Origin of the sequence: Streptococcus sp. DD13, from assembly GCF_001578875.1 — a bacterium.
Classification (GTDB): Bacteria; Bacillota; Bacilli; order Lactobacillales; family Streptococcaceae; genus Streptococcus.
This window is the reverse complement of the sequence record NZ_KQ969506.1, coordinates 973,979-999,603: the sequence shown is the minus strand read 5'-3', so window position 1 is coordinate 999,603 and position 25,625 is coordinate 973,979. Positions and strand designations below refer to the sequence as shown.

General features: G+C 43.0%; 23 protein-coding genes and 2 pseudogenes. 23 read left to right on the top strand and 2 right to left on the bottom strand.

Annotated features, from left to right (window positions below; genetic code table 11):
* Positions 1 to 80 precede the first annotated feature (80 nt).
* From STRDD13_RS04670 to STRDD13_RS04570, 21 genes and pseudogenes are all read left to right on the top strand, one after another.
* Complete coding sequence (locus STRDD13_RS04670; RefSeq protein WP_067102508.1) at positions 81 to 641, top strand: hypothetical protein; 561 nt, start codon at positions 81 to 83, stop codon at positions 639 to 641.
* Positions 642 to 723: 82 nt separating this feature from the next.
* On the top strand, positions 724 to 1,197 hold the full coding sequence (locus STRDD13_RS04665) for a hypothetical protein (protein WP_231852559.1): 474 nt from the start codon (positions 724 to 726) through the stop codon (positions 1,195 to 1,197).
* Positions 1,198 to 1,200: 3 nt separating this feature from the next.
* Positions 1,201 to 1,743, top strand: coding sequence for a T6SS immunity protein Tdi1 domain-containing protein (locus STRDD13_RS04660; RefSeq protein ID WP_067102505.1), 543 nt, complete (start codon positions 1,201 to 1,203; stop codon positions 1,741 to 1,743).
* Between the two features lie 126 nt (positions 1,744 to 1,869).
* The gene (locus STRDD13_RS04655; RefSeq protein WP_067102502.1) at positions 1,870 to 2,355 is read left to right on the top strand and encodes an immunity protein YezG family protein; all 486 of its coding nucleotides are present in this window, start codon (positions 1,870 to 1,872) and stop codon (positions 2,353 to 2,355) included.
* 45 nt (positions 2,356 to 2,400) lie between these two features.
* The gene (locus tag STRDD13_RS04650; RefSeq protein ID WP_067102499.1) at positions 2,401 to 3,099 is read left to right on the top strand and encodes a hypothetical protein; all 699 of its coding nucleotides are present in this window, start codon (positions 2,401 to 2,403) and stop codon (positions 3,097 to 3,099) included.
* Between the two features lie 48 nt (positions 3,100 to 3,147).
* A complete protein-coding gene (locus STRDD13_RS04645; protein ID WP_067102496.1) occupies positions 3,148 to 4,038 on the top strand; it encodes a hypothetical protein in 891 nt (296 codons plus the stop codon).
* Positions 4,039 to 4,106: 68 nt separating this feature from the next.
* Positions 4,107 to 4,769: a hypothetical protein gene (locus tag STRDD13_RS08600; RefSeq protein ID WP_067102494.1), complete on the top strand. Its 663-nt coding sequence runs from the start codon at positions 4,107 to 4,109 to the stop codon at positions 4,767 to 4,769.
* A gap of 21 nt (positions 4,770 to 4,790) precedes the next feature.
* Positions 4,791 to 5,537 carry a hypothetical protein gene (locus STRDD13_RS04635; protein WP_067102492.1) on the top strand — a complete coding sequence of 249 codons (747 nt, stop codon included), beginning with the start codon at positions 4,791 to 4,793 and terminating at the stop codon, positions 5,535 to 5,537.
* Between the two features lie 238 nt (positions 5,538 to 5,775).
* Positions 5,776 to 6,651 carry a beta-carotene 15,15'-monooxygenase gene (locus tag STRDD13_RS04630; protein WP_067102489.1) on the top strand — a complete coding sequence of 292 codons (876 nt, stop codon included), beginning with the start codon at positions 5,776 to 5,778 and terminating at the stop codon, positions 6,649 to 6,651.
* A 553-nt stretch (positions 6,652 to 7,204) separates the two neighbouring features.
* Complete coding sequence (locus tag STRDD13_RS04625) at positions 7,205 to 7,648, top strand: MarR family winged helix-turn-helix transcriptional regulator (RefSeq protein ID WP_067102487.1); 444 nt, start codon at positions 7,205 to 7,207, stop codon at positions 7,646 to 7,648.
* Positions 7,641 to 9,446: an ABC transporter ATP-binding protein gene (locus tag STRDD13_RS04620; RefSeq protein ID WP_067102484.1), complete on the top strand. Its 1,806-nt coding sequence runs from the start codon at positions 7,641 to 7,643 to the stop codon at positions 9,444 to 9,446. The genes STRDD13_RS04625 and STRDD13_RS04620 overlap by 8 nt, the downstream gene beginning before the upstream one ends.
* On the top strand, positions 9,436 to 11,199 hold the full coding sequence (locus STRDD13_RS04615) for an ABC transporter ATP-binding protein (protein WP_067102474.1): 1,764 nt from the start codon (positions 9,436 to 9,438) through the stop codon (positions 11,197 to 11,199). Before STRDD13_RS04620 ends, STRDD13_RS04615 begins: the two co-directional genes overlap by 11 nt.
* Before the next feature lie 234 nt (positions 11,200 to 11,433).
* Complete coding sequence (locus tag STRDD13_RS04610) at positions 11,434 to 12,120, top strand: gamma-glutamyl-gamma-aminobutyrate hydrolase family protein (RefSeq protein WP_067102471.1); 687 nt, start codon at positions 11,434 to 11,436, stop codon at positions 12,118 to 12,120.
* A gap of 181 nt (positions 12,121 to 12,301) precedes the next feature.
* Entirely contained in the window at positions 12,302 to 13,195 is an 894-nt protein-coding gene (locus STRDD13_RS04605) for a MetQ/NlpA family ABC transporter substrate-binding protein (RefSeq protein ID WP_067102470.1), read from the top strand.
* A 98-nt stretch (positions 13,196 to 13,293) separates the two neighbouring features.
* Positions 13,294 to 14,670 carry a M20/M25/M40 family metallo-hydrolase gene (locus tag STRDD13_RS04600; protein WP_067102469.1) on the top strand — a complete coding sequence of 459 codons (1,377 nt, stop codon included), beginning with the start codon at positions 13,294 to 13,296 and terminating at the stop codon, positions 14,668 to 14,670.
* A pseudogene (locus tag STRDD13_RS04595) lies at positions 14,663 to 15,726 on the top strand (methionine ABC transporter ATP-binding protein). The gene STRDD13_RS04600 and the pseudogene STRDD13_RS04595 overlap by 8 nt, the downstream one beginning before the upstream one ends.
* A gap of 9 nt (positions 15,727 to 15,735) precedes the next feature.
* On the top strand, positions 15,736 to 16,443 hold the full coding sequence (locus STRDD13_RS04590) for a methionine ABC transporter permease (protein ID WP_443031068.1): 708 nt from the start codon (positions 15,736 to 15,738) through the stop codon (positions 16,441 to 16,443).
* Positions 16,444 to 16,587: 144 nt separating this feature from the next.
* Positions 16,588 to 17,514, top strand: coding sequence for an L-lactate dehydrogenase (locus STRDD13_RS04585; RefSeq protein ID WP_067102465.1), 927 nt, complete (start codon positions 16,588 to 16,590; stop codon positions 17,512 to 17,514).
* Positions 17,511 to 18,344: an aldo/keto reductase gene (locus tag STRDD13_RS04580; protein WP_067102461.1), complete on the top strand. Its 834-nt coding sequence runs from the start codon at positions 17,511 to 17,513 to the stop codon at positions 18,342 to 18,344. The genes STRDD13_RS04585 and STRDD13_RS04580 overlap by 4 nt, the downstream gene beginning before the upstream one ends.
* A gap of 599 nt (positions 18,345 to 18,943) precedes the next feature.
* The gene (locus STRDD13_RS04575) at positions 18,944 to 19,852 is read left to right on the top strand and encodes an ATP-binding cassette domain-containing protein (protein WP_067102459.1); all 909 of its coding nucleotides are present in this window, start codon (positions 18,944 to 18,946) and stop codon (positions 19,850 to 19,852) included.
* A gap of 62 nt (positions 19,853 to 19,914) precedes the next feature.
* On the top strand, positions 19,915 to 20,667 hold the full coding sequence (locus tag STRDD13_RS04570; RefSeq protein ID WP_067102451.1) for an ABC transporter permease: 753 nt from the start codon (positions 19,915 to 19,917) through the stop codon (positions 20,665 to 20,667).
* A gap of 20 nt (positions 20,668 to 20,687) precedes the next feature.
* Here STRDD13_RS04570 and STRDD13_RS04565 read toward each other — a convergent pair.
* Together STRDD13_RS04565 and STRDD13_RS04560 are read right to left on the bottom strand one after the other, a co-directional pair.
* Positions 20,688 to 21,574: pseudogene (locus tag STRDD13_RS04565) on the bottom strand (sensor histidine kinase).
* Positions 21,574 to 22,263: a response regulator transcription factor gene (locus STRDD13_RS04560; protein WP_067102449.1), complete on the bottom strand. Its 690-nt coding sequence runs from the start codon at positions 22,261 to 22,263 to the stop codon at positions 21,574 to 21,576. The pseudogene STRDD13_RS04565 and the gene STRDD13_RS04560 overlap by 1 nt, the downstream one beginning before the upstream one ends.
* Positions 22,264 to 23,115: 852 nt before the next feature.
* Here STRDD13_RS04560 and glyQ point away from each other — a divergent pair.
* Together glyQ and glyS are read left to right on the top strand one after the other, a co-directional pair.
* Positions 23,116 to 24,033, top strand: coding sequence for a glycine--tRNA ligase subunit alpha (gene glyQ, locus STRDD13_RS04555; RefSeq protein WP_000038760.1), 918 nt, complete (start codon positions 23,116 to 23,118; stop codon positions 24,031 to 24,033).
* 208 nt (positions 24,034 to 24,241) lie between these two features.
* The coding region (gene glyS / locus STRDD13_RS04550) for a glycine--tRNA ligase subunit beta (RefSeq protein WP_067102447.1) at positions 24,242 to 25,625 on the top strand (1,384 nt) is incomplete at its 3' end.

Here is a 25,625-nt window from a genome sequence, read left to right as displayed (position 1 = left end):
GTGAGTACGGAGGTTAGGTGAAATTATCCAGTGGATGATTTCAGCAATCCAGGAAGTTCGGGGATGATGTCTCCCGTGGTTTGAGACATACAGGTGGCGGAGGCCGTGCTGGATCTGAGTTTGCCTCTGAAGCGGGAGAAGCTGCCACTAAGCACGGAGATGATGTGGCCAGAGGTCTGGAAGAGACCGGCAAGGGCAAGGAAGCTGTGGAAGAATTGCTTGATGGAGACGGTGTCTTTAAGAATTCGGAACTGGAAGAACGCTATCAACGTTATCTAAAAGATAAACAGAAACGGAATTTAGAGCCTAGAGACCGATTGGATTGGAAAGAAGCAAGTGATTATTGGGCAAATGAATCTCCTATGGCTCGTGGAAATCGATTTAATGAGACTGTTCGGAACTCTGATTTGTATGATTATCATGAGGTACACCTTGGAAGTGGGAAACGTTTGGATTCTTATGATCCTGATTTTGGAGAAATCATATCTCGTAAGGCTACAGATTTGGATAAAATTCAAGAGGAAACCTTTAGGGGCTATTTGCAAGAAATTCGGGATAAATATTCAGTTGGAGAAACAATTAGATCAAACGCATATCCAGAGCTAGATGGCTTAAAGCTAGATTTTGGAAATTCCTGCTAAAAATGCTGACTTGCCTAATATTGAGCATTTCAAGAATATAGCTTCGGAATATGATGTGAAACTAAGATTTACGGAGGAATAAATGATTACAGTAAACGCACAAGTGAGAGATGTTTTTCAAGAGATTAATTTTATCAACCGATATGAAGCAATATCTCAGGAGTATGATATAAAAAGATTGGGAGCGCGTTCTCGTTTAAATTATCTTGATGGTGAGTTAGTGATGGACATGATTGCAAAATCAGGATATACTCCACAATTTGACTCCAAAGAAAAATTCTTTAAATTTTATGAACAAGTTGATGATATTACTTTCGGATTACATTTTATCTTGTTCAATGGTACAGTTGAATTCATTTGGGCAGTGACCAGAGGGAAGGAAATTCTGGCTGGTTCTCCATGGGGGATTTATCCCAGATTATTAATTGATCCAAGTTGTCGTATTAGGAAACCGATTTTTAGCGATTATGATGAGCTTGAAGAAATTTTAGATAAAGGTTTTGCAATTTACGAAGACTTCAAACAAGCTTTTCTGAAGATTGCCGCAAAGAGTTAATAGATGTTAAAAAACTTTACCAAAGTGGCAGACATGCCTCAAGAAGTGATTGAAAAATACAAGGATCAAGTTCCAGCAGAGTTAGTTCAAATCTGGAAAGAAGATGGTCTGGGAACGTTTCTTGATGGCTATCTGAAAGTCATTAATCCAGATGATTATATTGATTTACTCCGAGATAGTTACTTCATGGGTCATGTTGCCTTCCCCATGTTCGTGACAGCTTTTGGAGATATTATTGTTTGCGAAGAGAAACAATATTTAAGAATGGTAAAATATAAGGATGGAATATTTGATACCATATTTGAAAAGATGCCACTGTTTATAAAATTTGTATATGATAAAGATTTCTCAGATGATTATTTTGACCTACCTCTTTATCATGAGGCGATAGAAAAATACGGGTTGCTTGATTACACTCAATGCTTTGGTTTTGTCCCTCTGTTAGCTCTGGGAGGCTTTAAAGATGTAGATCACATGGATAAAGTAAAAGTCCTAGAGCACATTTACCTCATGTACCAACTCACAGGCGGAGTGTTTGACGATTGATAAAAAAGAACCACCCTCGCGGTGGTTTTCTTGTGGTTTGATCAGAGCTGGTAAATATGGGATGTGGTATACTAGAAGCAGAGTTGCCAAAACACAGACTCATTTGAACCTAAATTGGAGGATGGGTTGGAAACACAAATTAATGAAAAAATTCGTGAGATCGCACAGAGTGTTAATGAGGCAATACCAGTAGCTTGGGATAATCTTTATATCGGCATTAATCTTTCTTCTGATGGAGGAGGAGTATATTATTTCTTTAATGAAGAAGGGAAAAATGAGTATATCTACAATCTCTATATACCAAAGCAATATAGTATTCCTATTTCAGAATTTAAGGAAAATGAAAGACGCACCTTTAGATTGGCTTGGGAGCTTAGAGAAATTTTTCAAAAAGAAGAACAAGCATTGTGGTCTTCTTGTACGATAAAAGTTCTTGGCACGAACTTATCTGCTGAATTTTACTATGCACCATGGAATCAAAGTAGCTTTGGACCAAGTGCTCTTTTAAAATATTTCAAGTATAAATACCTTGGTTTTGAACCTCGAGATGAAAAAGAACTAGAACAGTTCAAGGCTATGGAAGTCTTCCAGCAGGAACATAATGGCAATTAGTTTGCTTGAATTAAAGTTATCAGTCCAGACAAGGAAAGGGAGTTCATGACAAAAGCTTCAAAGAAAAAGAAAGTAGTGATCGAAGAACGCTACCACGGCCCTTTGATTACAGATGGTGTTAGTCTAGGCTATATCAAGCTTCTATCTTGGATTAGCTTAGCATTCTCTTTTATGGCGTATTTTGGGACAACCTATGTCGATCATATTGGCATTTATAAAAACTTGTTCATTATTTTCATGTTCATTAGTGGTTTAGCAATCCCACTCTCTTTCTTCGATCGTTTTATTGTGAGATTTAAGAGTTTTATCTATCTTTTTGTTTCTATACTTGTTTTGATTTTAAACATTGACATTACTTTTGCAGGCTTGGTTATGCTAGTTGGTAAAGATGAAATCTATTCAGGCTTGGCGCTAGCTTATAATCTGGTAGCTCTCTTTATCCTGCTTTTTTCTACAGGTCTCTACTCCTGGTATTATCTTCCTAAAAATCAGGGGAAAATCTGGGCTTTCAACCGATGGGAGACTTATGGTGGTAAAGACAATAACAAGAAGAAAGAGCGATTGTTTAATTTTGGAGTTGCTTTTGTAGCTGTATTGTTAGCACCAGCTATTCTCACTGGTTACATTGAGAATGTCTTTGGTGTTTTCTTGGGCATCTTGATGAACTTCGTTTTCCCAGCTCTCATAGTGGATGGAGTTCAGGCGGCACGCTATGTACGCAAACACCCAGAATATGAGGAGTAGAAGTTTTAGACCAATCGATCAATAGTGTCATAAAATTGGAGGGAGTCAATGAAGAAACAATCTATTTTTAAGGCAAGTTTTGAAGAAAGCCTCAATCTTGAGGATGATGGTTTTAGAAAGTTACAGCAAGAGCAACATGATAAGACTGTGAAGTTTTTTAAGAATGGGCATGCTTCTCTTTGGTTTCGCATTCGAAGTTTTATTTTAAGCCTTATTTTTCCTGTTGGCTTTAACTTTATCTTGCTGGCTATCTCTATGCAACTGCATGAAAGTGATACCTTGACCCTCCCAATAGCTGAGCACGAGTCGTTAACAGCAAATGTTTTTCTGATTTTACTTATCATCTGGCTATCCTTAGTTGTGATTGGGAAATTTATTAAGCGAACCTACTTATTACCGTATCGTTATCAGTTTCATGCTTTTACATTTATGATTTGGTTCTTATTGGAAATGGATCTAATCTTTTTAGACTTTCTATTAGCAAATTTAGCCTCTTGGGAAATTATTGGGATAGTTGCTTTCATTGTGATGATTATTTGCTGGATGTTTACTGTTGAGTTAGAGGGGTTAAGGAAACTCATGTATGGTGAGGTATTGAAAGAGACATTTCGTAATAAGATTGCAAAAATGATTGCTCTCTATGGGATGGGAATTTTAGGACTAGCTATTATCGTAAAGCATCTTCTGGGATTTTTTGCAATAGATGTTTCAAACTCAATAAAAGGATTTGGTTTTTTGCTGTTATGGATTTTTTGTAACTTTGTATTGTTCGCCATCGTTATTTTTATCGGTTTTCCTTATTTTCTTCATGCCTATTACAAATGGAAATACCCAGAAGACTACCGTGAGTGGGAGGGCCAGTCTGTCGAAGAATGGTATGGAAAAGCCTACTTGAAGAAGCATCCAGAACTGTCAGGGAAAGAAACAGGAGAAGACTAGTACTTCAGATAGGTTTAGAGCAGACTACCATTTTAAGAAAATCAGTTGCTTAGAGGAGAAAGACAAACATGTTTTTTAGGAAAGTAATTTATATAGGGGAGAGCCAAGGCCAGGCCATATATGTCCATGTCGATGAGCCACGAAATCCCCTAGCAGCTCCTAAGAGTAAACTCTTAAATACAGCTGCGGCGCGTGGAAATCGAAAACACATCATCTTGTCGATTTGTGCTCTTTTGGCGATGAGTGGCATCCTGCAGATTTTGCCAGCAACGCGCTTTTTTACGGGTGTCTATAGCTATGGAACCCTGATTTATTTTCTGCTAACTTGGTTGCTGGAAGTCATTTTACTATTGGTGATTGTGGAGCGAGCACTCTACAAAAATGTTTCCCTAGCGGAGCCTACCAGCAAGGAAAACTTCAGAAGAGCCGTCAATAGCAATCTCTTTTGGAATAATTTTTCAGATAAGAAGGTTACCCTTAGTAAGAAGCTATTCGCTTGGGTTTTCACAGTCTTTATGGCTGTCATGGGCTTGGTGGGTCCGATTTCTGTCCTCTCCATGCTCGTTTTGAAGATGATGGGAACACCCATTGGTAGTGAGATATTTCCTTTAAGCCTGATGGGGATTTTGCCAGCGGTCGCAGCTCTCTTGCTGTGGCAAAATAATATGATACGATGGTTGAAGGCAGTTGAGCGATATAGAAATCATTGCGTCAAAAAGGAAATAGAATAAAGAAAATAGAAAGAGATCAATATGTTTTTTAGAAGACGTCGTTTTTATTTGAATCAATATTATGACAAAGCCATTTATTTTGATCGTAAGACCCATGAAGTTTTAGAAGCTCCAAAGAGTAAACTATTAGATACAGAGAAATCAAGTAAAATGAACAGGCATATTCCTCTATTAGTTGTTTTCTTTATAGCTAGCGGAAGTGGCATTTCTTCCTTCTTTAGTCTATTTTTACAAGGAACTTATAGCATGACTACTTTTTGGAGTGTTATTCTTATCTGGATAGCAGAATTTGCTTTTGTCACTCTCCTTGTAGAACGAGCCTTGTATAGAAATGTCAATATAGCTCAAGTGACTACCCAAACGGTTTGTCTGACTACTATGATTTATCCCGATGACGAAAATCAAGACGAAGAGGAAAAGACGGAAAAAGGTTTTAGTAAAGGTGCTTTTTTATATTTTAATGCACTCTTATTTACTATCCCTGCGGTAGGTTTCTACTATGTCTATGATTTTATTTCCCGCTTTAAAGACTTGTTGGGGCAACCGATTGGAGGAGAGATTTTTAAGATTATATTTGCAGGTCTTTTGTTGGGAATTGCTTTTGTTGGGTTCAATCAAAATTACATTGTTAGAATCTTGAAATTGTCACAACGGTTTGAGGAGGGGGAAATTAGTGTGATATGTAGAGCTGATGACAATCCAGATGTCTATCTAGAAGTGAGTGTTGGACCAGATGGAGCTATTTTGACAAAAGAATTAGATAAGTAAAGAAGAAAGTTTTGAGATGATTTAAGCTATTTTAAAATATGGAGATTAATGTTTGTTTTAAAGTCAAGAGATGCAATAGTGACTTTTTGACTTCTAGTGAATATTGTTGAACTTTATTGCGCTAAGCAATGTAGAAAAATTTGATGCATACGATGGGGCAGTTAAGACAGCTAAAAACGTTGGTAAAGCTCTTGCTAGTGGATGGAAGACTGTTACGTCATGGTTTGGAGGCTAAATAATGAAGAGAGTAAGTATATTTGGTGCTGATTTTGAAAACAGTAAGAAAATTGTAACCAGTGGGAAGTATTCATTGACTGCAGGGATGCCAAATCCTATCCATATGAGCCTACTAAATCGCCTCTTTACAGTTGGTTTTTGTATGTTTATCTTTTTTGGTGTTATAGGATATTTTATAACAATTGCTATGCCAAGTAGTATTGGTTTAGAAGGTGAAGTATATTATATATCTTATGCTTCAACTGTTTTGATTCGATCTATGGCGGCATTTTTAAAACCTGTTAGTCTGCTATTCTACTTAACTTATCTATTCGCTTCTATTCCTGTTTTTTGGCCGAAGAAGCGCTTAAGCAGTCAGGTCTTTACCTATTTCCCTCTCTATTTTCCATGGGTATCTTCTGCGTTTTTAGCAGTCTTCTACTTAGCAAGTGCTGTGGCCTACGATGCCAACACTCTGCTGGGATTCTGGCTTCAGCTGATAGTAGGAATCGCTCTTTTTATCTGGATAATTGTTAATAAAATCAAGAATTTAAAACGACGCTTGAATGATGAAGATGAAAAGGTACTTTTGAAGAAAGTCTTGTTGATTGCCTTAGGAATAATGGTCTTTCTTTTTCCAGTATCTTTAATGTATCATCAGGTAAACAATTTACCGGTTTTGTGGTATTTTTATCCTTTCGGTTTACTTTTGATTCTTTGGTTTGTTGTTTATGCCTATTTAATAGCTTTTCTTATCAATGTTCACATTGTGCAAGCCTACTATATCCATAAGTATCCGATGGAATACAAAGAATATTTGGAGATTAGTGACCGCGAATGGTATAGTAAACGCTATTACAAAAAGTTGGTTAAGAATGGTCAGCTAAAGGAGAAATAGAGGGATATGAACCGTCAGCCAGAAACTTTAAATAAAGAATATTTTCAATCGTTTAATGATGGGGGATGACCTATATTTTGATGCTCCTACCCACTTAACCACTGTGTCTTGCTCGACAATCCAAAAACAATTGAGAGGCTAGGACTTTTGTTCTAGCCTCTTTCAGAAATCTTTAAATTTAATAACTGACTTTTATTATCGTCTTTTGAGGTTGACAACTTATTGAAAACGGTTATTCAAGGAAATTTTGTTGAATCGATAGAGGTAGGATTTGCTAAGTGAATCCTGATGTTGGAAGAAAATGATTTAGAAATAGCAACATCTTTCTACCATATGTATTCACAGAGTGAATTGCAATAGATAGAAGGATTTGTTGGCTATTTTAAAAAAGAAGACTCGTAGAGCAACTGGTCGGTGTTGAATTGCCCATTCTAAAAGACTGTTGATTCTCTCTTTTTTGTAGGGTGGAAAGTTTTCAGCTTTTTCCTTGACAATAGTTCGCATAAGAACTAAAATAGTTTCTATAAGAACTAATCCCGGAAAGGAGAAGGTCATGAAAGGGAGTTTTGAACATTTTCGGCAGTTTGGGATGCGCTTAGAAAAAGAGGCACGCGCTACGGCTAAGCGGTATGGGGTTGAAGACTTGGCTGGTCCGCAAGGCTTTACCCTGGTGTATTTGCTCAACCATCAGGACAATGAGGTTTTTATCAAGGATATCGAACGAAAGGCGCAGATTTCCAAATCTGTGGCTTCTGGCCTGATCAAGCGAATGGAGAAAAACGGCTATATCCAAGTCATTCCATCGCTCGTGGACAAGCGCAAAAAGCAAGTGGTCCTGACAGATGATGGACGAGAGGCAGGTCAGAAAGTCCAAGTTTTTATCGAAGAATTTCACCGTCGCCTGTTTCGAGGGCTGACTAAGGAAGAGGTTCGTCAAGCGGTCCGTGTCTGGAGGCGCATCGAGGAGAATATCACACAAGGAGAAGAAGATGCTTAAGATTTTTAAACGGCTCACACGCAAGGAATGGTTTCAGATTTTGGTCAGTGTCCTATTCGTGTGTGTAGAAGTCTGGTCTAACTTGAAGGTACCGGACTATATGTCAGAGGTTACGACCCTACTCAATACACCAGACACAACGGTTGCCCAGATCATGGGACCTGGCTGGAAGATGATTGGGTTTTCCTTCTTGAGTTTTTTGTCAGCTGTACTAGTGGGCTTGATTGCATCACGGGTGGCAGCGAGTTTTACCACGCGCTTGCGGGGGGATATTTTTGATCAGGTCATGGATTACTCGGATGCGGAGATCAAGCGCTTTTCCATCCCTAGCTTGCTGACCCGAACAACCAATGACTTGACCCAATTGCAGATTTTGATTACGACTGGTCTCCAAGTGGTGACCATGGGGCCGATCATGGCCTTTTGGGCCCTGACCAAGATCTGGGGGGAAAGTTCTGAGTGGACCATGTCTTTAGGAGTGGCTGCTTTGATCGTCATCGTCCTTTTAGCGGTCCTGCTAGGAGTGGCTTTTCCACGGCAGAGCAAGGTACAGGAGATGACAGACAATCTCAATGCAGTGACACGAGAAACCTTATCTGGGATTCGTGTCGTTCGGGCTTACAATGCTGAAGACTACCAGGATGCGAAGTATAGCAAGGTGAACCAGGATATGACCCGCCTGAATCTCTTTATTTTCCGGCTCATGTCCCTGATGAATCCGGTCATGACCTTGGTTTCTTCTGGTTTGACTCTGGCTGTTTACTGGATTGGAGGCTATTTGATCAATAATGTCAGTCTTCAAACGGCTTCCCAAACAGCTCTGGCACAGTCCATGCAAGAGCGGGTTACGATCTTTTCAGACATGGTGGTGTTTTCTTCGTATGGAATGCAGGTCATCCTAGGTTTCATGCTGATGGCAGCGGTCTTTATGATCCTGCCACGGGCCCTCGTTTCCTCCCGCCGGATTAATGAAGTGTTGGACTTGAAACCCTCCGTTCTCTTCCCTGAGGAAACTCAGAAGCAGAGCAATGGAAATGTTGGAGAGATTGAGTTTCATGATGTCTCCTTCCGATATGCAAGAGAGTCTGCGGATGTGATTGAACATGTTCACTTTAAGGCGAAGGCTGGTGAAACGGTTGCCTTCATCGGATCGACTGGATCTGGGAAGTCGACGTTAATCAGCCTCCTTCCCCGCTTTTATGATCCGACAGGTGGCTGGATTAAACTAGATGGTATTAAGATCCAAGATTATTCCGAAAATGACCTAAATGCAAAAATTGGATACATCCCACAAAAGCCTGTGCTCTATAGTGGGACCATCCGATCCAATCTGGACTTTGGTGATTCCTCAGAGTCCCCTCTCTCGGATGAAGCGATGTGGGAGGCCTTGGAGCTGGCTCAGGCCAAGGAATTTGTTGACAGCAAGGAGGCAGGACTGGATGCAGAAGTGGCTCAAGGAGGGACCAACTTCTCTGGAGGGCAACGCCAACGTTTGGCCATCGCTCGTGCTTTAGCCCGCAAACCTGAAGTTCTGATCTTTGATGATTCCTTCTCAGCTCTAGACTACAAGACAGATAAGCAGCTGCGGCATGACCTTGCTGAAAAGACAGCGCAAACGACTAAATTAATCGTGGCCCAACGGATTTCGACCATTATGGATGCAGACCAAATCTTAGTCCTCGAAGAGGGGAAGGTTGTTGGACAAGGGCGACACGAAGAGCTCCTAAAGACCAATCGTGTCTATCAGGAGATCGCCTATTCACAATTATCACAGGAGGAATTAGAAAATGGCAAATAAAAAAGAGCCTTCTTTGATGAAACAAATCCAACCTTATCTGAAAGGGGCACGTTTCTGGTTGCTCCTGGCCTCGTTGGCTGCGGTTCTCTCTAGTATCATCACCGTGATCGGGCCGGATCGCATTTCCGAAATCACCAATACCATTTCAAAAGCCCTGACATCTGCCAGTGATGTAGAGGTAGATAAGGTCTCTCAGATCGCGGTCGAATTGGCCTTCTTATATGGAGTAGCAGCTCTGTTAGCCTATGGACAGCAGTATATCTTTACGACCGTAGTGCAGAACTTTTCTAGACGCATGCGGACAGAGATTGCAGAGAAGATTAACCGTGTTCCTCTCTCCTACTTTGATGCGCATAATCAAGGAGATACCTTATCGCGCGTGACGAACGATGTGGATACGATGTCCCAATCCCTCCAACAAAGTCTAGGGACTCTCGTGTCAAGCGGTGTGCTGTTGATTGCTTCAGTTGTCATGATGATTCATACCAACGGTCGTTTGGCACTGGTTGCGATTCTTTCTGTCTTGCTTGGTTTTGTCGTGGTCGTCCTTTTGATGGCGTCTTCTCAGCCTCTCTTTAATCGCCAGCAGAATAATCTTTCTCAGGTTTCTTCCTATGTTGAGGAAATCTACTCTGGCCATAATGTCGTCAAGTCCTACTCCGCTGTCGCTCACGTTAAGGAGCAGTTTCAACAGTTGAATCGCTCTCTTTACACCAGTATGTGGCAGTCTCAGTTTATCTCTGGGATTATGCTTCCCTTCATGCAATTCATCGGCAATTTTGGCTATGTGATGGTCTGTGTATTCGGGGCGATGTGGATGCTAGATGGCAGTGTCAGCATGGGCACTATCGTGGCCTTTATGATTTACGTTCGCATCTTTTCTCAACCCTTGTCCCAGCTCGCTCAAGCTATTGGACAATTGCAACAAGCTCAGGCTGGGATGAAGCGGGTCTTTGAATTTTTGAATGAAGATGAAATGCAAAATGAAAAAGACAAACAGCCACAATTGCAAACGGTGAAGGGAGAGGTAGGCTTTGAGCATGTGAACTTTGGCTATACGTCTGACAAGACCATCATCCATGACTTTTCGGCACAAGCAAAAACGGGGCAAAAGATTGCGATCGTTGGCCCGACCGGAGCTGGGAAGACCACGATTGTCAATCTTCTCATGCGCTTCTACGAAATCAATAGCGGAAAGATTACGATTGATGGCGTGGATACCCGAGAGATGACTCGTCAAGAAGTCCATGATGCCTTTTCGATGGTCTTGCAAGATACTTGGCTTTTTGAAGGAACAGTCAAGGAAAACTTGATCTACAACCAGATAGGAATTAGCCAAGATCAGCTAGAGCAAGCCTGTCGTGATGTCGGAGTTCACCACTTTATCAAGACCTTACCGAAAGGCTATGATACCGTGTTGGACGATTCCGTGACCCTGTCTGTCGGCCAAAAGCAGCTCCTTACGATTGCTCGTGCCCTCTTGAAGGATGCCCCTCTCCTCATACTGGATGAGGCGACCTCCTCTGTCGATACACGGACAGAAGAATTGATCCAACAAGCCATGGACAAACTCATGAGTGGCCGGACTTCCTTTGTGATCGCTCACCGTCTCTCGACAATCCGCAATGCAGATTTGATTTTGGTGATGAAAGATGGCAATATCATCGAGCAGGGGAACCATGAAGCGCTGATGAAAGAGCAAGGCTTCTATGCAGATCTTTATAATTCCCAATTTGATGAAGAAGCTGAATAAATGAAGGTTTGCTAAATAGACCAGATCCTGAAAAGCAGTCCCCCAAAAAGAGGATGAAACTCTCTTTTGGGGGATTTTTGTATGACGGAATCAAACAAGGCTATTAAGAGGAGGGGATTGTTGCAATCGTAGACTTGTCTTGATTAATTTTCTTTAACCCTCCTTTAAAGATATATATTAGACGAAGGGAAAAAAGTGGTAGTACAATAGAACAAAACAAAAGGAGGAAGCAGAATGGCAAAGCCGATTATTGGCATTTCAGGAAATGAATTACCAATCCCTCGCTTGACAGCTGAACGGTATGATTTGGTCCCATCCGGTCTGTCAGAAGGGGTGCGGCAGTCAGGCGGGATTCCTTTTGTGATACCACTGGGGAAGCCGGAGCTAGCTGCAGATTATATCGCATCTATCGATAAGCTCATCCTATCTGGCGGGCAAGATGTCTATCCAAAATGGTATGGAGAAGAAGACCATGGAGACCCCAAGCATTACTTTTTAGAACGGGATTATTTCGAGGTAGCCTTGATTGTGGAGGCGTTGAAGCAAGGAAAGCCAATCTTTGCTGTCTGTCGGGGGATGCAACTGTTAAACGTGGCTCTTGGTGGGAGTCTCCATCAGGATGTTTCCAATCATTGGCAAGATGAAAAGTCAGGGACCAGCCACCGGATTCAGGTTCAAACAGGTAGTCTCCTGAGCCAATTGTGTGGAGAAGGGATTGAAATCAATTCCTTTCACCATCAATCCATTAAGAAACTGGGATATGGTTTAGAAGTGACAGCACGAGACCCGAGAGATGGGACTATAGAAGCTTATGAAGATCGAAAAAACCGTTTAATCGGGATCCAGTGGCATCCAGAGTTCTTGATCCAAAAGTGTCCTTGCAACCAAAAACTTTTTCAATTTTTTGTGAATGAAGTATAGGGATAGGGAGCTTGATGTTGATCAGAGGTTGGAGGGGATGGTTCCTTTTGTATGATGGTTCAAAGCGTCATAAAAATTTTTTAAGGGACATATAAGAAATCTATAATAGGCAAATGACCAAACTTCTGCTAGACTTATAGATAGTGATGACTCCAACGGAGTAAAATAAAAGGAGAAAAATATGAAATTAAAAAAAGTATTTGGAGCACTTGCTCTTGCAACAACAGCTGGGATCGCTCTTGCAGCCTGCGCACCATCTTCTTCTAGCTCAAATGCTACAAGCGGATCAGGATCCTCTAAAGAAACGACGCTTCGTGTGGGTGTGATGACCCTGAACGACACGTCTAAAGATGTTTGGACAAAAGTTGCTGAAAAGGTGAAAAGCGAAGGCGTAAAGATTGAATTGAAAGAATACACAGACTATACGCAACCAAACAAAGCCTTGAATCAAGATGAAGTGGACGTCAATGCTTTCCAACATATCTATTTCTTGAACAACTGGAACAAAGAAAACAAGGCAGATTTGCAAATCGCAGGATACACCATCTATACCCCAATTCGCTTGTACTCTGGTGTAGACGGAGATAAAGAACGTTACAGCAAGGTTGAAGACATTCCAAATGGAGCAAAGGTTGGGATTCCAAACGATGCAACCAATGAAAGTCGCGCCCTTTACCTTCTTGAGCAAGCTGGTTTGATCAAGTTGAAAGTAGAAAACAATGGTCTTGCGACAAAAGCAAACATCACTGAAAACAGCAAAAACTTGGACATTCAAGAAGTATCTGCTGAGCAATTGGTTCGTGCACGTGGTTCACTGGATGCAGCCGTGATCAACACAAACTACGCTCAACAAGGTGGTATTGATGTGTCAACTGCTATCTTCGTAGAAAAACCATCTGACATCACTGAGCAATGGTACAACATTATTGCAGCGAAGAAGGGTTGGGAATCCTCAGACAAAGCTGACGCGATCAAGAAGTTAGTGGCAGCCTACAACTCTGAAGATATTGCAAAAATCTATGAAGAAAAAACCAAAGGTGCAGAAATTCCAATCTGGGATTCTGTGAAGAAATAACAGGGGAACCTGTCTGTCCTAGGAAGAGGGACAGAGATATCAAGAGGATGGGACTGGGTTCGGCCTAGTTCCTCTTCCTGTTTTTAGGAGGGATTCAGATGCCATTTTATAGCAAGGAAGAGCAAGTCAACAAGTTTGATACAGATCCATATATCCAAGAGGAACTTTCATTTTTTAAGGAATTGATTGCACGCAAATCAATTTATGCTCAAGGGATTGGCTTAAAGGATGTCGCTTATTTGTTGAAGGAAGAGTTTGAACGGGCTGGAGCAGAGGTGTTGGTGGACGAAACCTACACAGCTCCGTTTGTTATTGCTCAGTTTAAATCCGATCAACCAGACGCGAAAACCCTGATTTTTTATAATCATTATGATACCCAACCTGCAGATGGGGATCAGGTTTGGACCTATGGAGGTCCGTTTGAGCTGACTCGTCATGAAGATTACCTGTATGCACGAGGGGTAGATGACGATAAGGGGCATATCGTGGCTCGACTGACAGCTGTTAAGCGCTATTTGGCAGAGCATGGGTCCCTTCCTGTCCATGTGACCTTTATCATGGAAGGCGCTGAAGAATCCGCATCTGTCGACTTGGAGCACTACTTGGACAAGTACAAAGATCGACTGAGAGGCGCGGATCTCCTTCTATGGGAGCAAGGGCGAAGAAATCCGTTAGGTCAGTTGGAAATTTCGGGTGGAAACAAAGGAATCGTAACCTTCGATCTAGTGGTGGATAGTGCCAACGTGGATATCCACTCTTCTTTCGGAGGGGTGATTGACTCTGCGTCCTGGTACCTCTTGCGAGCGATCGATAGCCTCCGCAAGGAGGATGGACGTTTAGCTATTCCAAGTATTTACGAGCAACTGCGAGAGCCTAATCAGCGGGAATTGGACCTTGTGGCGGCTTATGGCTTAACCAAACGAGAAGATTTAATAGCAGTCTATGGACTAAATCTTGCGACTCTTGATGAGGATCCAGAGGATTTGCTGAGACGCTTGTATTTTGAGCCTGCGATTAATATTGAAGGACTGTCGACAGGCTATCAAGGGGCAGGGGTCAAAACCATTCTGCCTGCCTCTGCCAAAGCCAAGATGGAAGTACGCCTAGTGCCTGGCCTTCATCCAACTTTTGTCCTCTCAGAAATTGAAAAGCATTTAAAAGCCAATGGCTTTAACCAGGTTCAAGTCATCTATACCCTAGGAGAAGAGTCCTATCGCTCGGATATGTCTGCACCTTCTATCTTGAAGTTGATTGACCTAGCCAAAGATTACTATGCGGATGGTGTAGCAGTCTTACCAACCTCTCCAGGAACTGGTCCCATGCATGCGGTCTATCATGCTTTGGAAGTACCGATGGCTGGTGTTGGATTGGGCCATGCCAACAGCCGGGATCATGGGGGAGATGAAAATATTGCGATAGAAGATTATGTGACCCATATTGAACTAGTAGAGGAGTTGATTGCATCTTATGAGTAAGGAAATTGTAAAATTAGATAACATTGATGTGACCTTTCATCAAAAGAAAAAACGATTGAGGCGGTGAAAAATGTCACGATTCATATCCATCAAGGAGATATTTACGGAATCGTAGGATATTCTGGAGCTGGGAAGTCTACCCTGGTTCGTGTGGTGAATCTCTTGCAGGAGCCAACGGCTGGTCAGATTACGATCGATGGAGACCTCATCTTTGATAAGAAACCACTCTTGAAAGCTGCGGCTCTCCGTCAGAAGAGACGAGATATCGGAATGATCTTCCAACATTTCAATCTTATGGCACAGTGGACAGCTTCACAAAATGTTGCCTTTGCCCTTCGTCATTCAGGTCTTTCAAAAGAAGAAAAGGCGGAAAAAGTCCGGAAACTACTAGAACTGGTGGATCTGGCAGACCGGGCGGACAACTATCCAGCCCAACTATCTGGTGGTCAAAAGCAACGGGTAGCGATCGCGCGGGCCTTGGCCAATGACCCAAAAATTCTCATCTCAGATGAATCGACATCGGCATTGGATCCAAAAACGACCAAGCAAATTTTAGCACTCTTACAAGAATTGAACGAAAAACTTGGTCTGACAGTCATCATGATTACCCACGAAATGCAGATTGTAAAAGATATTTGTAACCGTGTAGCGGTCATGCAAAATGGAGAGCTTTTAGAAGAAGGGTCTGTCTTGGATATTTTTTCAGATCCCAAAGAAGAGCTGACACAGGAATTTATCAAAACAGCGACAGGAATCGATGAAGCTCTGGAGAAAATCTATCTGCAACCAGTGGTCCGGGACTTGGCGAAGGGAAGCAGACTGGTTCGTCTCAAATATGCAGGAGCTTCCACGACAGATGAGCCCTTGCTCAATGAAATCTATAAAGAATACGGTGTGACGGCCAATATCCTCTATGGCAATATCGAGATTTTGGAACATACACCAGTTGGGGAGATGGTCGTGATCCTGTCTGGAACCCCTCAAACTGTCGAAGCTTCCTGTCAAGCGATTCAAGATCGGGGTGTCCAGTTATCTGTATTAAAGGAGGGAAAATAGATGGAACAGATCGCAACATTTTTTCAACAGCATTTTCCAAATGTCATTAAGATGGGCTTGTATGACAATGCCCTACTTGGGACAGAAGGCTGGCTCTCAGCGATTTATGCTACCTTATATATGACGTTATGGGGATTTATCTGGGGCGGACTACTCGGTCTGGTCTCGGGCTTGTTCCTCGTTTTGACAGGTCCTAGAGGAGTCTTACAAAATCGCTTTGTCTTTTCTGTATTAGACAAGATCGTCTCCCTTTTCCGGGCCTTCCCTTTTGTTATCCTCTTGGCAGTGATCGCTCCTGTGACACGTAGTCTGGTCGGTACAGAATTTGGGGTCCAAGCCGCGGTCGTTCCCCTCTCTTTATCAGTCTTTCCTTTCTATGCCCGTCAGGTGCAGGTGGTACTCGCAGACTTGGACCGTGGGGTGATTGAGGCAGCTCAAGCTTCCGGTGGAACCCTTTGGGATATTGTAAAAGTCTATCTTCGCGAGGCTCTTCCGGATTTGATTCGGGTGACGACGTTGACGCTCATCTCCTTGGTTGGCTATACAGCGATGGCAGGAGCTATCGGGGCAGGTGGTCTAGGGAAAGTTGCAGTATCAGACGGATATAACAACTTCCGTTCAGACCTCACCTTGGTTGCAACCTTGCTCATTCTGGTCTTGATTTTCACCATTCAATTTATCGGAGATTACTTTACCAAAAAACTGAACCATCGCTAGGGAGAAGACCGACTCCTTTGATAAAAAATAAGAAAGATCTTTGCCTTCTCTTTTTTCGAAGAAGTGCAAGGATTTTCTGCTGTTAAAAGAAAAGCAAAGATTTTCTTGAGAGAGAATCTTGAACAAATCTAGGAGGGATTATATATGGGACGCAAAATTGGCATTATCGGAATCGGACATGTAGGAGCCACCTTGGCCCACAGTCTCATCCTTAGTCAGACCTTTGATCAGTATGTCCTGATCGATACGAATGTAAAAAAGGTAGAAGCAGATGCCTTGGATTTTAGGGATACTGCTGCAAATTCTGGTCAGTCCGTTCGGATTATCGTCAATGACTATCAGGCTCTAGCAGATGCGGATATTGTGATCTCCACCTTAGGAGATATTAAGTCGCAAGCCAATAATAGTGATGATCGCTTTGCCGAGTTACCCTTTACCAGCCAGCAAGTTATCCAGGTTTCGGCTGATTTGAAAGCGTCAGGCTTCCAAGGAATATTGCTAGTCGTCACCAACCCAGTGGATGCAGTGACCCAGCTTTACCAGAAATACACGGGTTTTCCAAAGGAGCGGGTGATTGGATCGGGGACTCTTTTAGACACGGCCCGTATGAAACGAGCAGTGGGGGAACGGCTGGCGCTCGACCCTTCGAGTGTATCAGGCTATAATCTAGGAGAACACGGGAATTCACAATTTGTTGCTTGGAGTCAAGTGCGGGTTAAAGGACGTCCGATTACAGAATTACTGAGTCAGGAAGAATTGGCTAGTATCAATCATGAATCCCTTAGAGGGGGACATACAGTCTTTTTTGGAAAATTTTACACGAATTTTGGGATAGCTGCTGCAGCCAAACGCTTGATTCTAGCTGTCTTAGAGGATCGTCATGAGGAGTTACCAGTATCTCACTATGTCGCTGATTATGGAACTTATCTTGGTTATCCTGCCATTGTTGGTGCCCAAGGAATCGAAGAAAGTCTCATGTTGACCTTGACAGATGAAGAAAAGGCGAAATTAGCGCATTCTGCGCAAACCATTAAGGAAAATACAAAAAAAGGATTGGAGGACAGTCGATGAACACCATCACTCTAAACGACGGCCATCGCATCCCAGCTATTGGATTTGGGACCTATGAAGCAAAGGATCAGGAGGTCTATGAAGCGGTTCGTGAAGCCTTGCGTGCAGGGTACCGCCATATTGATACAGCAGCCTTGTATCAAAACGAAGAAGCTGTTGGGAAAGCCATCAAAGATTCGGGCATTCCTCGGGAGGAAATCTTTGTCACGACCAAGTTGTGGAATGATGCACATGATTATGGCAAGGCCAAGGTGGCCTTTCAAGAATCGTTGGATCGCTTAGGGCTCGACTACATTGACCTTTACTTGATTCATTGGCCAAACCCTCTTGCTCTTCGAGATCAATGGCAGAGCGCTAATCGGGAAACTTGGAGAGCCCTGGAAGAGCTCGTTGAAACAGGAAAGGTACGAAGTATCGGCGTCAGCAACTTTATGGTCCATCACCTGGAAGCTCTCTTGGAATCGGCGCGGATCGTACCAGCTGTCAACCAAATCCGCCTGGCACCGGGTGTTTACCAAAAAGAAGTCGTAGACTTTTGTCGGGACAAAAACATCCTCTTAACAGCATGGGCCCCTCTAGGGAGAGGAGAGTTGTTCCAACATCCTGTCATGCTGGAATTATCCCAAAAATATGGTGTGACCGTTGCCCAGTTGTCCTTGGCTTGGTCTATACAAGAGGGCTTTGTACCGCTTCCTAAATCCGTGACGTTCAGTCGCATTCGTGAAAATATTGACCTGCCAGACATTCTACTTTCAGAAGAGGATAAGCTGAAATTAAGAGAAATCACAGTAGAGAATCGTGCTCTAGATCCAGACACGGTGACATTTTAGGAGCGGAGCTAGTCGGATTCCTCCAGATGACCGCTACTATGTAAGGGATAGCTCAATGATTTCTTGATTGAAGGAGTCGATCATCAAGTGAACCTACAATCCAACGCTTGCCATCACGAATAGACAGCAAAAGATTTTCTTGCTCTTGGAAGTGCTGGGGCTAGATTTCGAATCGGGACTAAGGTTCCAACCATTTCGAGAAAGTGGGACAGAAATCGGTCATTCGTTAGAAGTCGATTTGGTTGTCCCACCTCTGCACAGTTGAGTCGGGCTGTAAAAGCGGATGAAATCAGCCGAGTAGAGCCCACTCAACCACTGCGTCTTGCTCAACCATCCAAAAACAATGGAGAGGCTAGGACTTTTGTCCCAGCCTCTTTTCTCACGGTGGAAAGTTTCAGTATATTTAGGATTGAATTTCAATAGTCGAAATTCTTTTTATTTCTTTGGAGAGTCACCTATTCAACATTTTTATTTTATAAGAATTCTTTTCTGCATTTTTTTTAGAAATATTTGAGAATTGCTTGATAGTTATTTGAAAAGCAAGCTGTATACTAAGAATGTAAAGAAAACAACTAGTCATTTGGACGAAGGAGAAAGCCATGGAAAAAGTATTAGAAATTTCCCAGTTGAGTAAAAAATTTGGTCATCAATACGCCTTAAATGATGTGAATCTCACCATTCACAAAGGGGATGTCTATGGACTCATCGGTAAAAATGGAGCAGGAAAGACCACACTGATCAAGGTGATCACCCAGCTGATTCAAGAAACTGATGGAAGTGTCTCTCTCTTTTCTTCGACGAATCGTTCCCAGTGGACACAAGCTCTAAAGCGCGTTGGATCCGTCATTGAAAGCCCTGTAGCCCACAAGCATATGACCGCCTATCAAAACTTGTTCTACTTTTGTAAGGTAGCTCATATCCCAAATCCTGACCAGGTCATCAAAGAAACCCTGAATTATGTCGGTCTAAAGAACACAGGGAAGAAGAAGTTCCGAGATTTTTCTCTCGGAATGAAACAACGCTTGGGAATCGCGATTGCGCTCATTGCCAAGCCTGATTTTCTCATTTTGGACGAGCCGATCAATGGCCTTGATCCTGTCGGGATCAAGGAATTCCGTCAGATGATCAAGCGCCTTAATGACGAACTTGGGATGACCATTCTCATTTCCAGTCATATCCTCTCCGAACTCTATCTGGTTGCCAATCGCTTTGGCATTGTCGATCAAGGGCGCCTGATCAAAGAGATTAGCAAGGCTGAATTCGAAGAACAGGGAGAAGATTACATCATCCTTAAGACCAACCAGTTAGCTTTGGCCAGTCAACTCATCCAAGATGAGCTTCATCATCGGATCAAGGTCATTGATAAGGACGGTGTGATCCATATCTTCGGACAGACCCATGATATTAAAGTGATCGTCAAAGCTTTGGTTCAAGCAGATATTGATGTAGACGAAATCTACTATGCCCGCCAAGATCTGGAAAAATTCTTTACAGACTTGGTAGATTAGAAGGAACCCGAACACCGTCTTCTTGCAGTATTTAGGCTATATATTTATTTAGGAGTTTTATCATGTTGCATACGATTCAAGCTGATTTTTACAGACTTTTTCGCTCCAAAGGTTTTTGGATTACAGAAGCCATTCTCATCCTCCTCATCCTGGCTGGAGTCATTTTTGGAGCGACTGCTCACTTTGGTGTCAATACGGAATCCACACTCCCCCAAGCGACAGAAGTTTGGACGGGCTTTAAAGCCTTGACCAATTACTCTGCCAGCATCAGTATGACCATCTTCTTTACGATAATTATCGTCACCTTGGTTCTGGGAACGGACCTAACACAAAACTTATACAAAAATAGTCTGGCCTACGGCGTTTCGCGCACCAGCTATTACTTTGCAAAAAGTGCGGTTATCCTGACCATTGCCCTCTTTCAATTTCTAGTTGTTTATGGTTTTGTCTTCTTACTTGCGACCCTCTGCAATGGAATGGGAGTCATGCCTGAGCATTTCGTGTCTCATTTTGGTTTGACCTTCCTACTTCAGTTTCTCTCTACCTTGGCTTGGGTCAGCATTACTTCCTTTCTCCTTTACGCTAGCCAATCCATTACCCTGGCCTTTGTCGGCTACTTCGTTGGAAATCTCTTCTTAAGCCTGCCTGCGCTCTTCTTTAAAGATATTGAGATTTTCCACTATCTCAATTTGGAATTCCAATATTCCATGGTCCAAAGTACAACAGCAATGGTCAACACTCTCGTGATCGCTCTTGGATTCATCCTTGTTTTCGGTTTCCTAGGACTCGCTACTTTTAAGCACAAAGATTTATAACAAAAAGGCTTGACGAGTGCTCAAGCCTTTTTTCTTAGTGTAATGGTCAAGAGAAACCAGTCTGCCTCTGTCGCTAGTTGTAAGTCGCCCCCTAAAATCTCTACAAAATTTTGAATGATGTAAAGGCCTAAGCCAGATGACTCTTCTGTATCCGATAGATTTTCTGAGTAGAAGCGACTAGCTAGTTGGTCTAAGTGCTGGATTGGTTGTTGTACGATATTGCGCAATTCGAGCCGAATCGTGTCTGCGTCCGAGACCAAGGTCAAGCGCGCCTGGTCCTTTCCATGCTTGAGGACATTGCTGAGCATATTTTGCAAGAGACGCTCCCAAAGCTCAGGGTCACTAGCATAATGAAGCTCCTCTTCGAGCTCTACTTCTAAGGCAATCCCTGCTTCCGACAAGCTATCGTAATATTGGAATAACTGCTGGGTTAAGACTTGACTGAGATTGACATCCGAAATTTGAGGCTGAATCGCTCCTTCCATCAAGCGTCTGTATTCCAAGAGAGACTCCAAGCGCTTGGAGACGACTTGAAGATTGGAAGCAATTTTATTGAGTTTTTCCCTCTCTTGCGTCCCTCCCTTGATGATTTGTTGGGTATAACCCGATGCGATGGTCAAAGGCGTCCGGATATCGTGGGCAATATTACTGATGGCCATATCCATGGTCTTTTTTCTTTAAAGGCGATCCGATTGGTCCGCTCGATCTGTTCAAAGAGCCCCTCGATTTGCTTGGTCAAGGTGACGAATTCTTTTTTTGATACACGGGACGCTAGCCGTACGCCACTCCCGCTTTGAAGTTTTTCTTGAATCTGCTCCTTTAAATCCTTTAAGGCAGAAAGCAGGCGAACGTAGCCCAACCCCAAGAGAAGGACAAGGACGACTAGAGTGAAAACCAATCCCCACATTACTGATCTCCTTTCAAGCGAACACCCAAGCCCCAAATCGTTTCGATATAGTCCTCATTTGGATCCAGTTGAGCAATTTTTTTTCGAAGATTGCTCAGTTGAGCGTTGAGGGTGTTGTCCCCAGGTAGATAAGCTTCCTCCCAGACCGCCTCATATAATTCTTCTTTGGTAAAAATCTTCTTTGGATGCGCCAGCAAGGTCTCAAAAATTTGGAATTCTTTTTTACCCAAGCGAAGCGTCTGATCGCCCGACTCCAGTTCAAAGGTTTCCGGATTTAGGAGCACATTCTTAACTATTTGTTTTTTCGATTGTTGACGATTCTGTATAGGGACTCCTTGATTTCTCAACTGCACCGTCACCCGCGCGTAGACCTCATCTAGATTAAAGGGCTTGACGATATAATCATTGGCACCTGCGAGGAGATACTGGCTAATGAGGTGCTTGTCCCCCAGGGCTGTCAGCATTATGACAGGCACCCGACTCTGCCTGCGGACTTCTTCTAGGACCTGATCGCCATTTTTTCCAGGAAGCATGATATCCAGAAGAATCAAGTCAATCGCTTCTTGCTGGAAGAGTCGCAAACCTTCTGTACCGGAATAAGCCTGAAGCACCTCATGGTCTTCCCTTAACAGACTATATAAAATCTCTTGGATATCATTATTGTCTTCGATTAATAAGATTCGTGCCACCTACCCTAGCTCCTCTTTTCTTTACTTGCGAAATCAGTTCTATTCCCCTAGCCTATCAAATAAAGGGACCCTCGTCAATAAGTATTTAAAAGAAATACCCGATCAAGTAGCTTCCTTCTTCCTATAGGGGACGCGTTTCGTTGATCATTCTCCTTGCTTGCAATGACTCCTTTTATCAATAGAAGGAGTGATTGTACAGACGAGCAAAGCTTTTTTGTCCCCTCTTGAAGGGCATAGATGAATCCAGGTTTCTTTCTCCGATCTCTGAAGAGACGAGGTCCATCCGATTGTCAGGCATAATCTTTTCCTTTTATTAAGTTTTAGTTCCCTTCCTTTTGAAGTGATACCAGAGCAAGTAGTGGATACTTAAGATTTATTCAGCCTTTGAAACGAACGAACCACTGATGATGGATATAGCTAGACAAGTATAGGAATTTTTGATAGAATGGGTCTATTGAAAGAGGTCTTTTCGAGAGAATTTTTAAGCGAGTTTGGGGTGGTGGAAGCCAAGCAAGTCAACGATACAGATGGCGCTTTCGGATAAAAATTGAACAAAATGAAGTAATAAATCAGGGTGGAACCGCGTTTCTGACGCCCCTAGGTCACATGACTTAGGAGCAGAGACACGGTTCTTTTTGTATCCTGAGTCACAAGAAACTTTATGAATAAGGAGTAAAATATGTCCAAAAAATTGACTTTCCACTGCTTCAGTGGCAGCTACCTCCTTATAGTCGGACTGCCCCACGCTCAGCACTAGGGTGCCTGAGCTAGACGCAGTACTAACTCGTCTTGCCTCGTAAAATCGACGAGGCAGACTCGTGTCGCAAGAAATTATAGAAAAAGGAGTAAAACATGTCTAAAAAATTGACTTTCCAGGAAATCATCCTTACTTTGCAGCAATACTGGAATGACCAGGGTTGTATGCTCATGCAGGCTTATGATAATGAGAAGGGTGCGGGAACCATGAGTCCGTACACCTTCCTTCGTGCCATTGGTCCTGAGCCGTGGAATGCGGCTTATGTAGAGCCATCTCGTCGTCCAGCTGACGGTCGTTATGGGGAAAACCCTAACCGTCTTTACCAACACCACCAATTCCAAGTGGTTATGAAACCATCACCATCAAACATCCAAGAACTCTACCTTGAGTCGTTGGAAAAATTGGGGATCAATCCATTGGAACACGATATTCGTTTCGTTGAAGACAACTGGGAAAACCCATCAACTGGATCAGCAGGTCTTGGTTGGGAAGTGTGGCTTGACGGGATGGAAATCACACAGTTCACCTACTTCCAACAAGTGGGTGGGTTGGCAACTGGCCCTGTTACCGCTGAGGTCACTTATGGATTGGAACGCTTGGCTTCTTACATCCAAGAAGTAGATTCTGTTTACGATATTGAGTGGGCTCCAGGTGTGAAATACGGAGAAATCTTCCTTCAACCAGAATATGAACACTCCAAATACAGCTTTGAAGTTTCTGACCAAGACATGCTTCTTGAAAACTTTGAGAAATTTGAAAAAGAAGCAGGGCGTGCTTTGGAATTAGGCCTTGTTCACCCAGCCTATGATTACGTTTTGAAATGCTCCCATACCTTCAATCTGCTTGACGCTCGTGGAGCGGTATCCGTTACAGAACGTGCCGGTTACATTGCTCGCATCCGGAACCTGGCCCGTGTCGTAGCCAAAACCTTCGTCGCAGAACGCAAAAAACTCGGTTACCCACTACTCGACGAAGCCACACGCGCCAAACTCCTAGCAGAAGAGGAAGAGTAAAGAGAGCCTATTAGATGGGATTGGATGATCGAGCAATCCTACAGAACCAGTTGCTGCAGTGATAAAGGTATCGTTAGAGAAACTAACGATACCAGGCAAAATTGGAGACCTTAGGCTCCAATTTTAGCAATGAAACGACGAAGTCGGTTGCTTGCGTGCCAATCACATAAGGCAAACTGGAAAAAAAGATATTTTTCGGAGAAAAAACATGACAAAAAACTTATTAGTAGAACTAGGACTTGAAGAGTTGCCAGCCTACGTTGTCACACCAAGTGAAAAACAACTCGGTGAAAAAATGGCAGCCTTCTTGGATGACAACCGTCTTTCATACGACAGCCTTCAAACCTTCTCGACACCACGCCGCTTGGCTGTCCGTGTCATTGGTTTGGCGGATCAACAAACGGATTTGACCGAAGATTTCAAAGGGCCTTCTAAGAAAATCGCCTTAGATAGCGATGGAAACTTCTCAAAAGCAGCTCAGGGATTTGTCCGTGGAAAAGGCTTGACCGTTGAGGATATCGAATTCCGTGAAGTCAAAGGGGAAGAGTACGTTTATGTGACCAAGCACGAATCTGGAAAACCAGCTAAAGAAGTTCTGGCTGGCCTTCCAGAAGTGCTTGCTTCATTGACATTCCCTGTTAGCATGCACTGGGCCAACAACACCTTTGAATACATTCGCCCTGTTCACACCTTGACCGTTCTTTTGGGCGACGAAGCGCTCGACCTTGATTTCTTGGATATCACCTCAGGTCGTGTGAGCCGTGGGCATCGTTTCCTTGGACACGAAGTGGAAATTACCAATGCGGATTCTTATGAAGAAGACCTTCGTACCGTTTACGTGATTGCGGATAGCAAAGAACGTGAAAATATGATTCGGGAGCAAATCAAGGCTATCGAAGCAGAACAAGGTGTTCAAGTTCAAATCGAAGAAGGTCTTTTGAATGAAGTCTTGAACTTGGTCGAATACCCAACTGCCTTTATGGGAAGTTTTGACACTAAATATTTGGAGGTTCCAGAAGAAGTCTTGGTGACCTCAATGGAAACGCATCAACGTTACTTTGTAGTACGTGACCTGAATGGTCAGCTCAAACCAAACTTCATCTCAGTCCGGAATGGGAACGCAGCCCACTTGGAAAATGTCGTTCGAGGAAATGAAAAAGTCTTGGTGGCGCGTCTCGAAGATGGGGAGTTCTTCTGGCGTGAAGACCAAAAATTGAAGATTGAAGACCTCGTTGCGAAATTGGCACACGTGACTTTCCATGAAAAAATTGGTTCTCTATCAGAACACATGGCGCGTGCGGGTGTCATTGCAGCGTCACTAGCTGAGCAAGCTGGTTTGACGGCGGAAGAAAGAGCAGCCGTCGCTCGTGCAGCTGAAATCTACAAATTTGACCTCTTGACGGGTATGGTCGGAGAGTTCGATGAATTGCAAGGAATCATGGGTGAAAAATACGCCCTCCTCGCTGGTGAAGATGCTGCGGTAGCGACCGCTATCCGTGAGCACTACCTTCCTGATGCAGCAGATGGTGCCCTTCCAGAAACTAAGGTTGGTGCGATCCTTGCCCTTGCAGATAAATTGGATACCCTCCTTT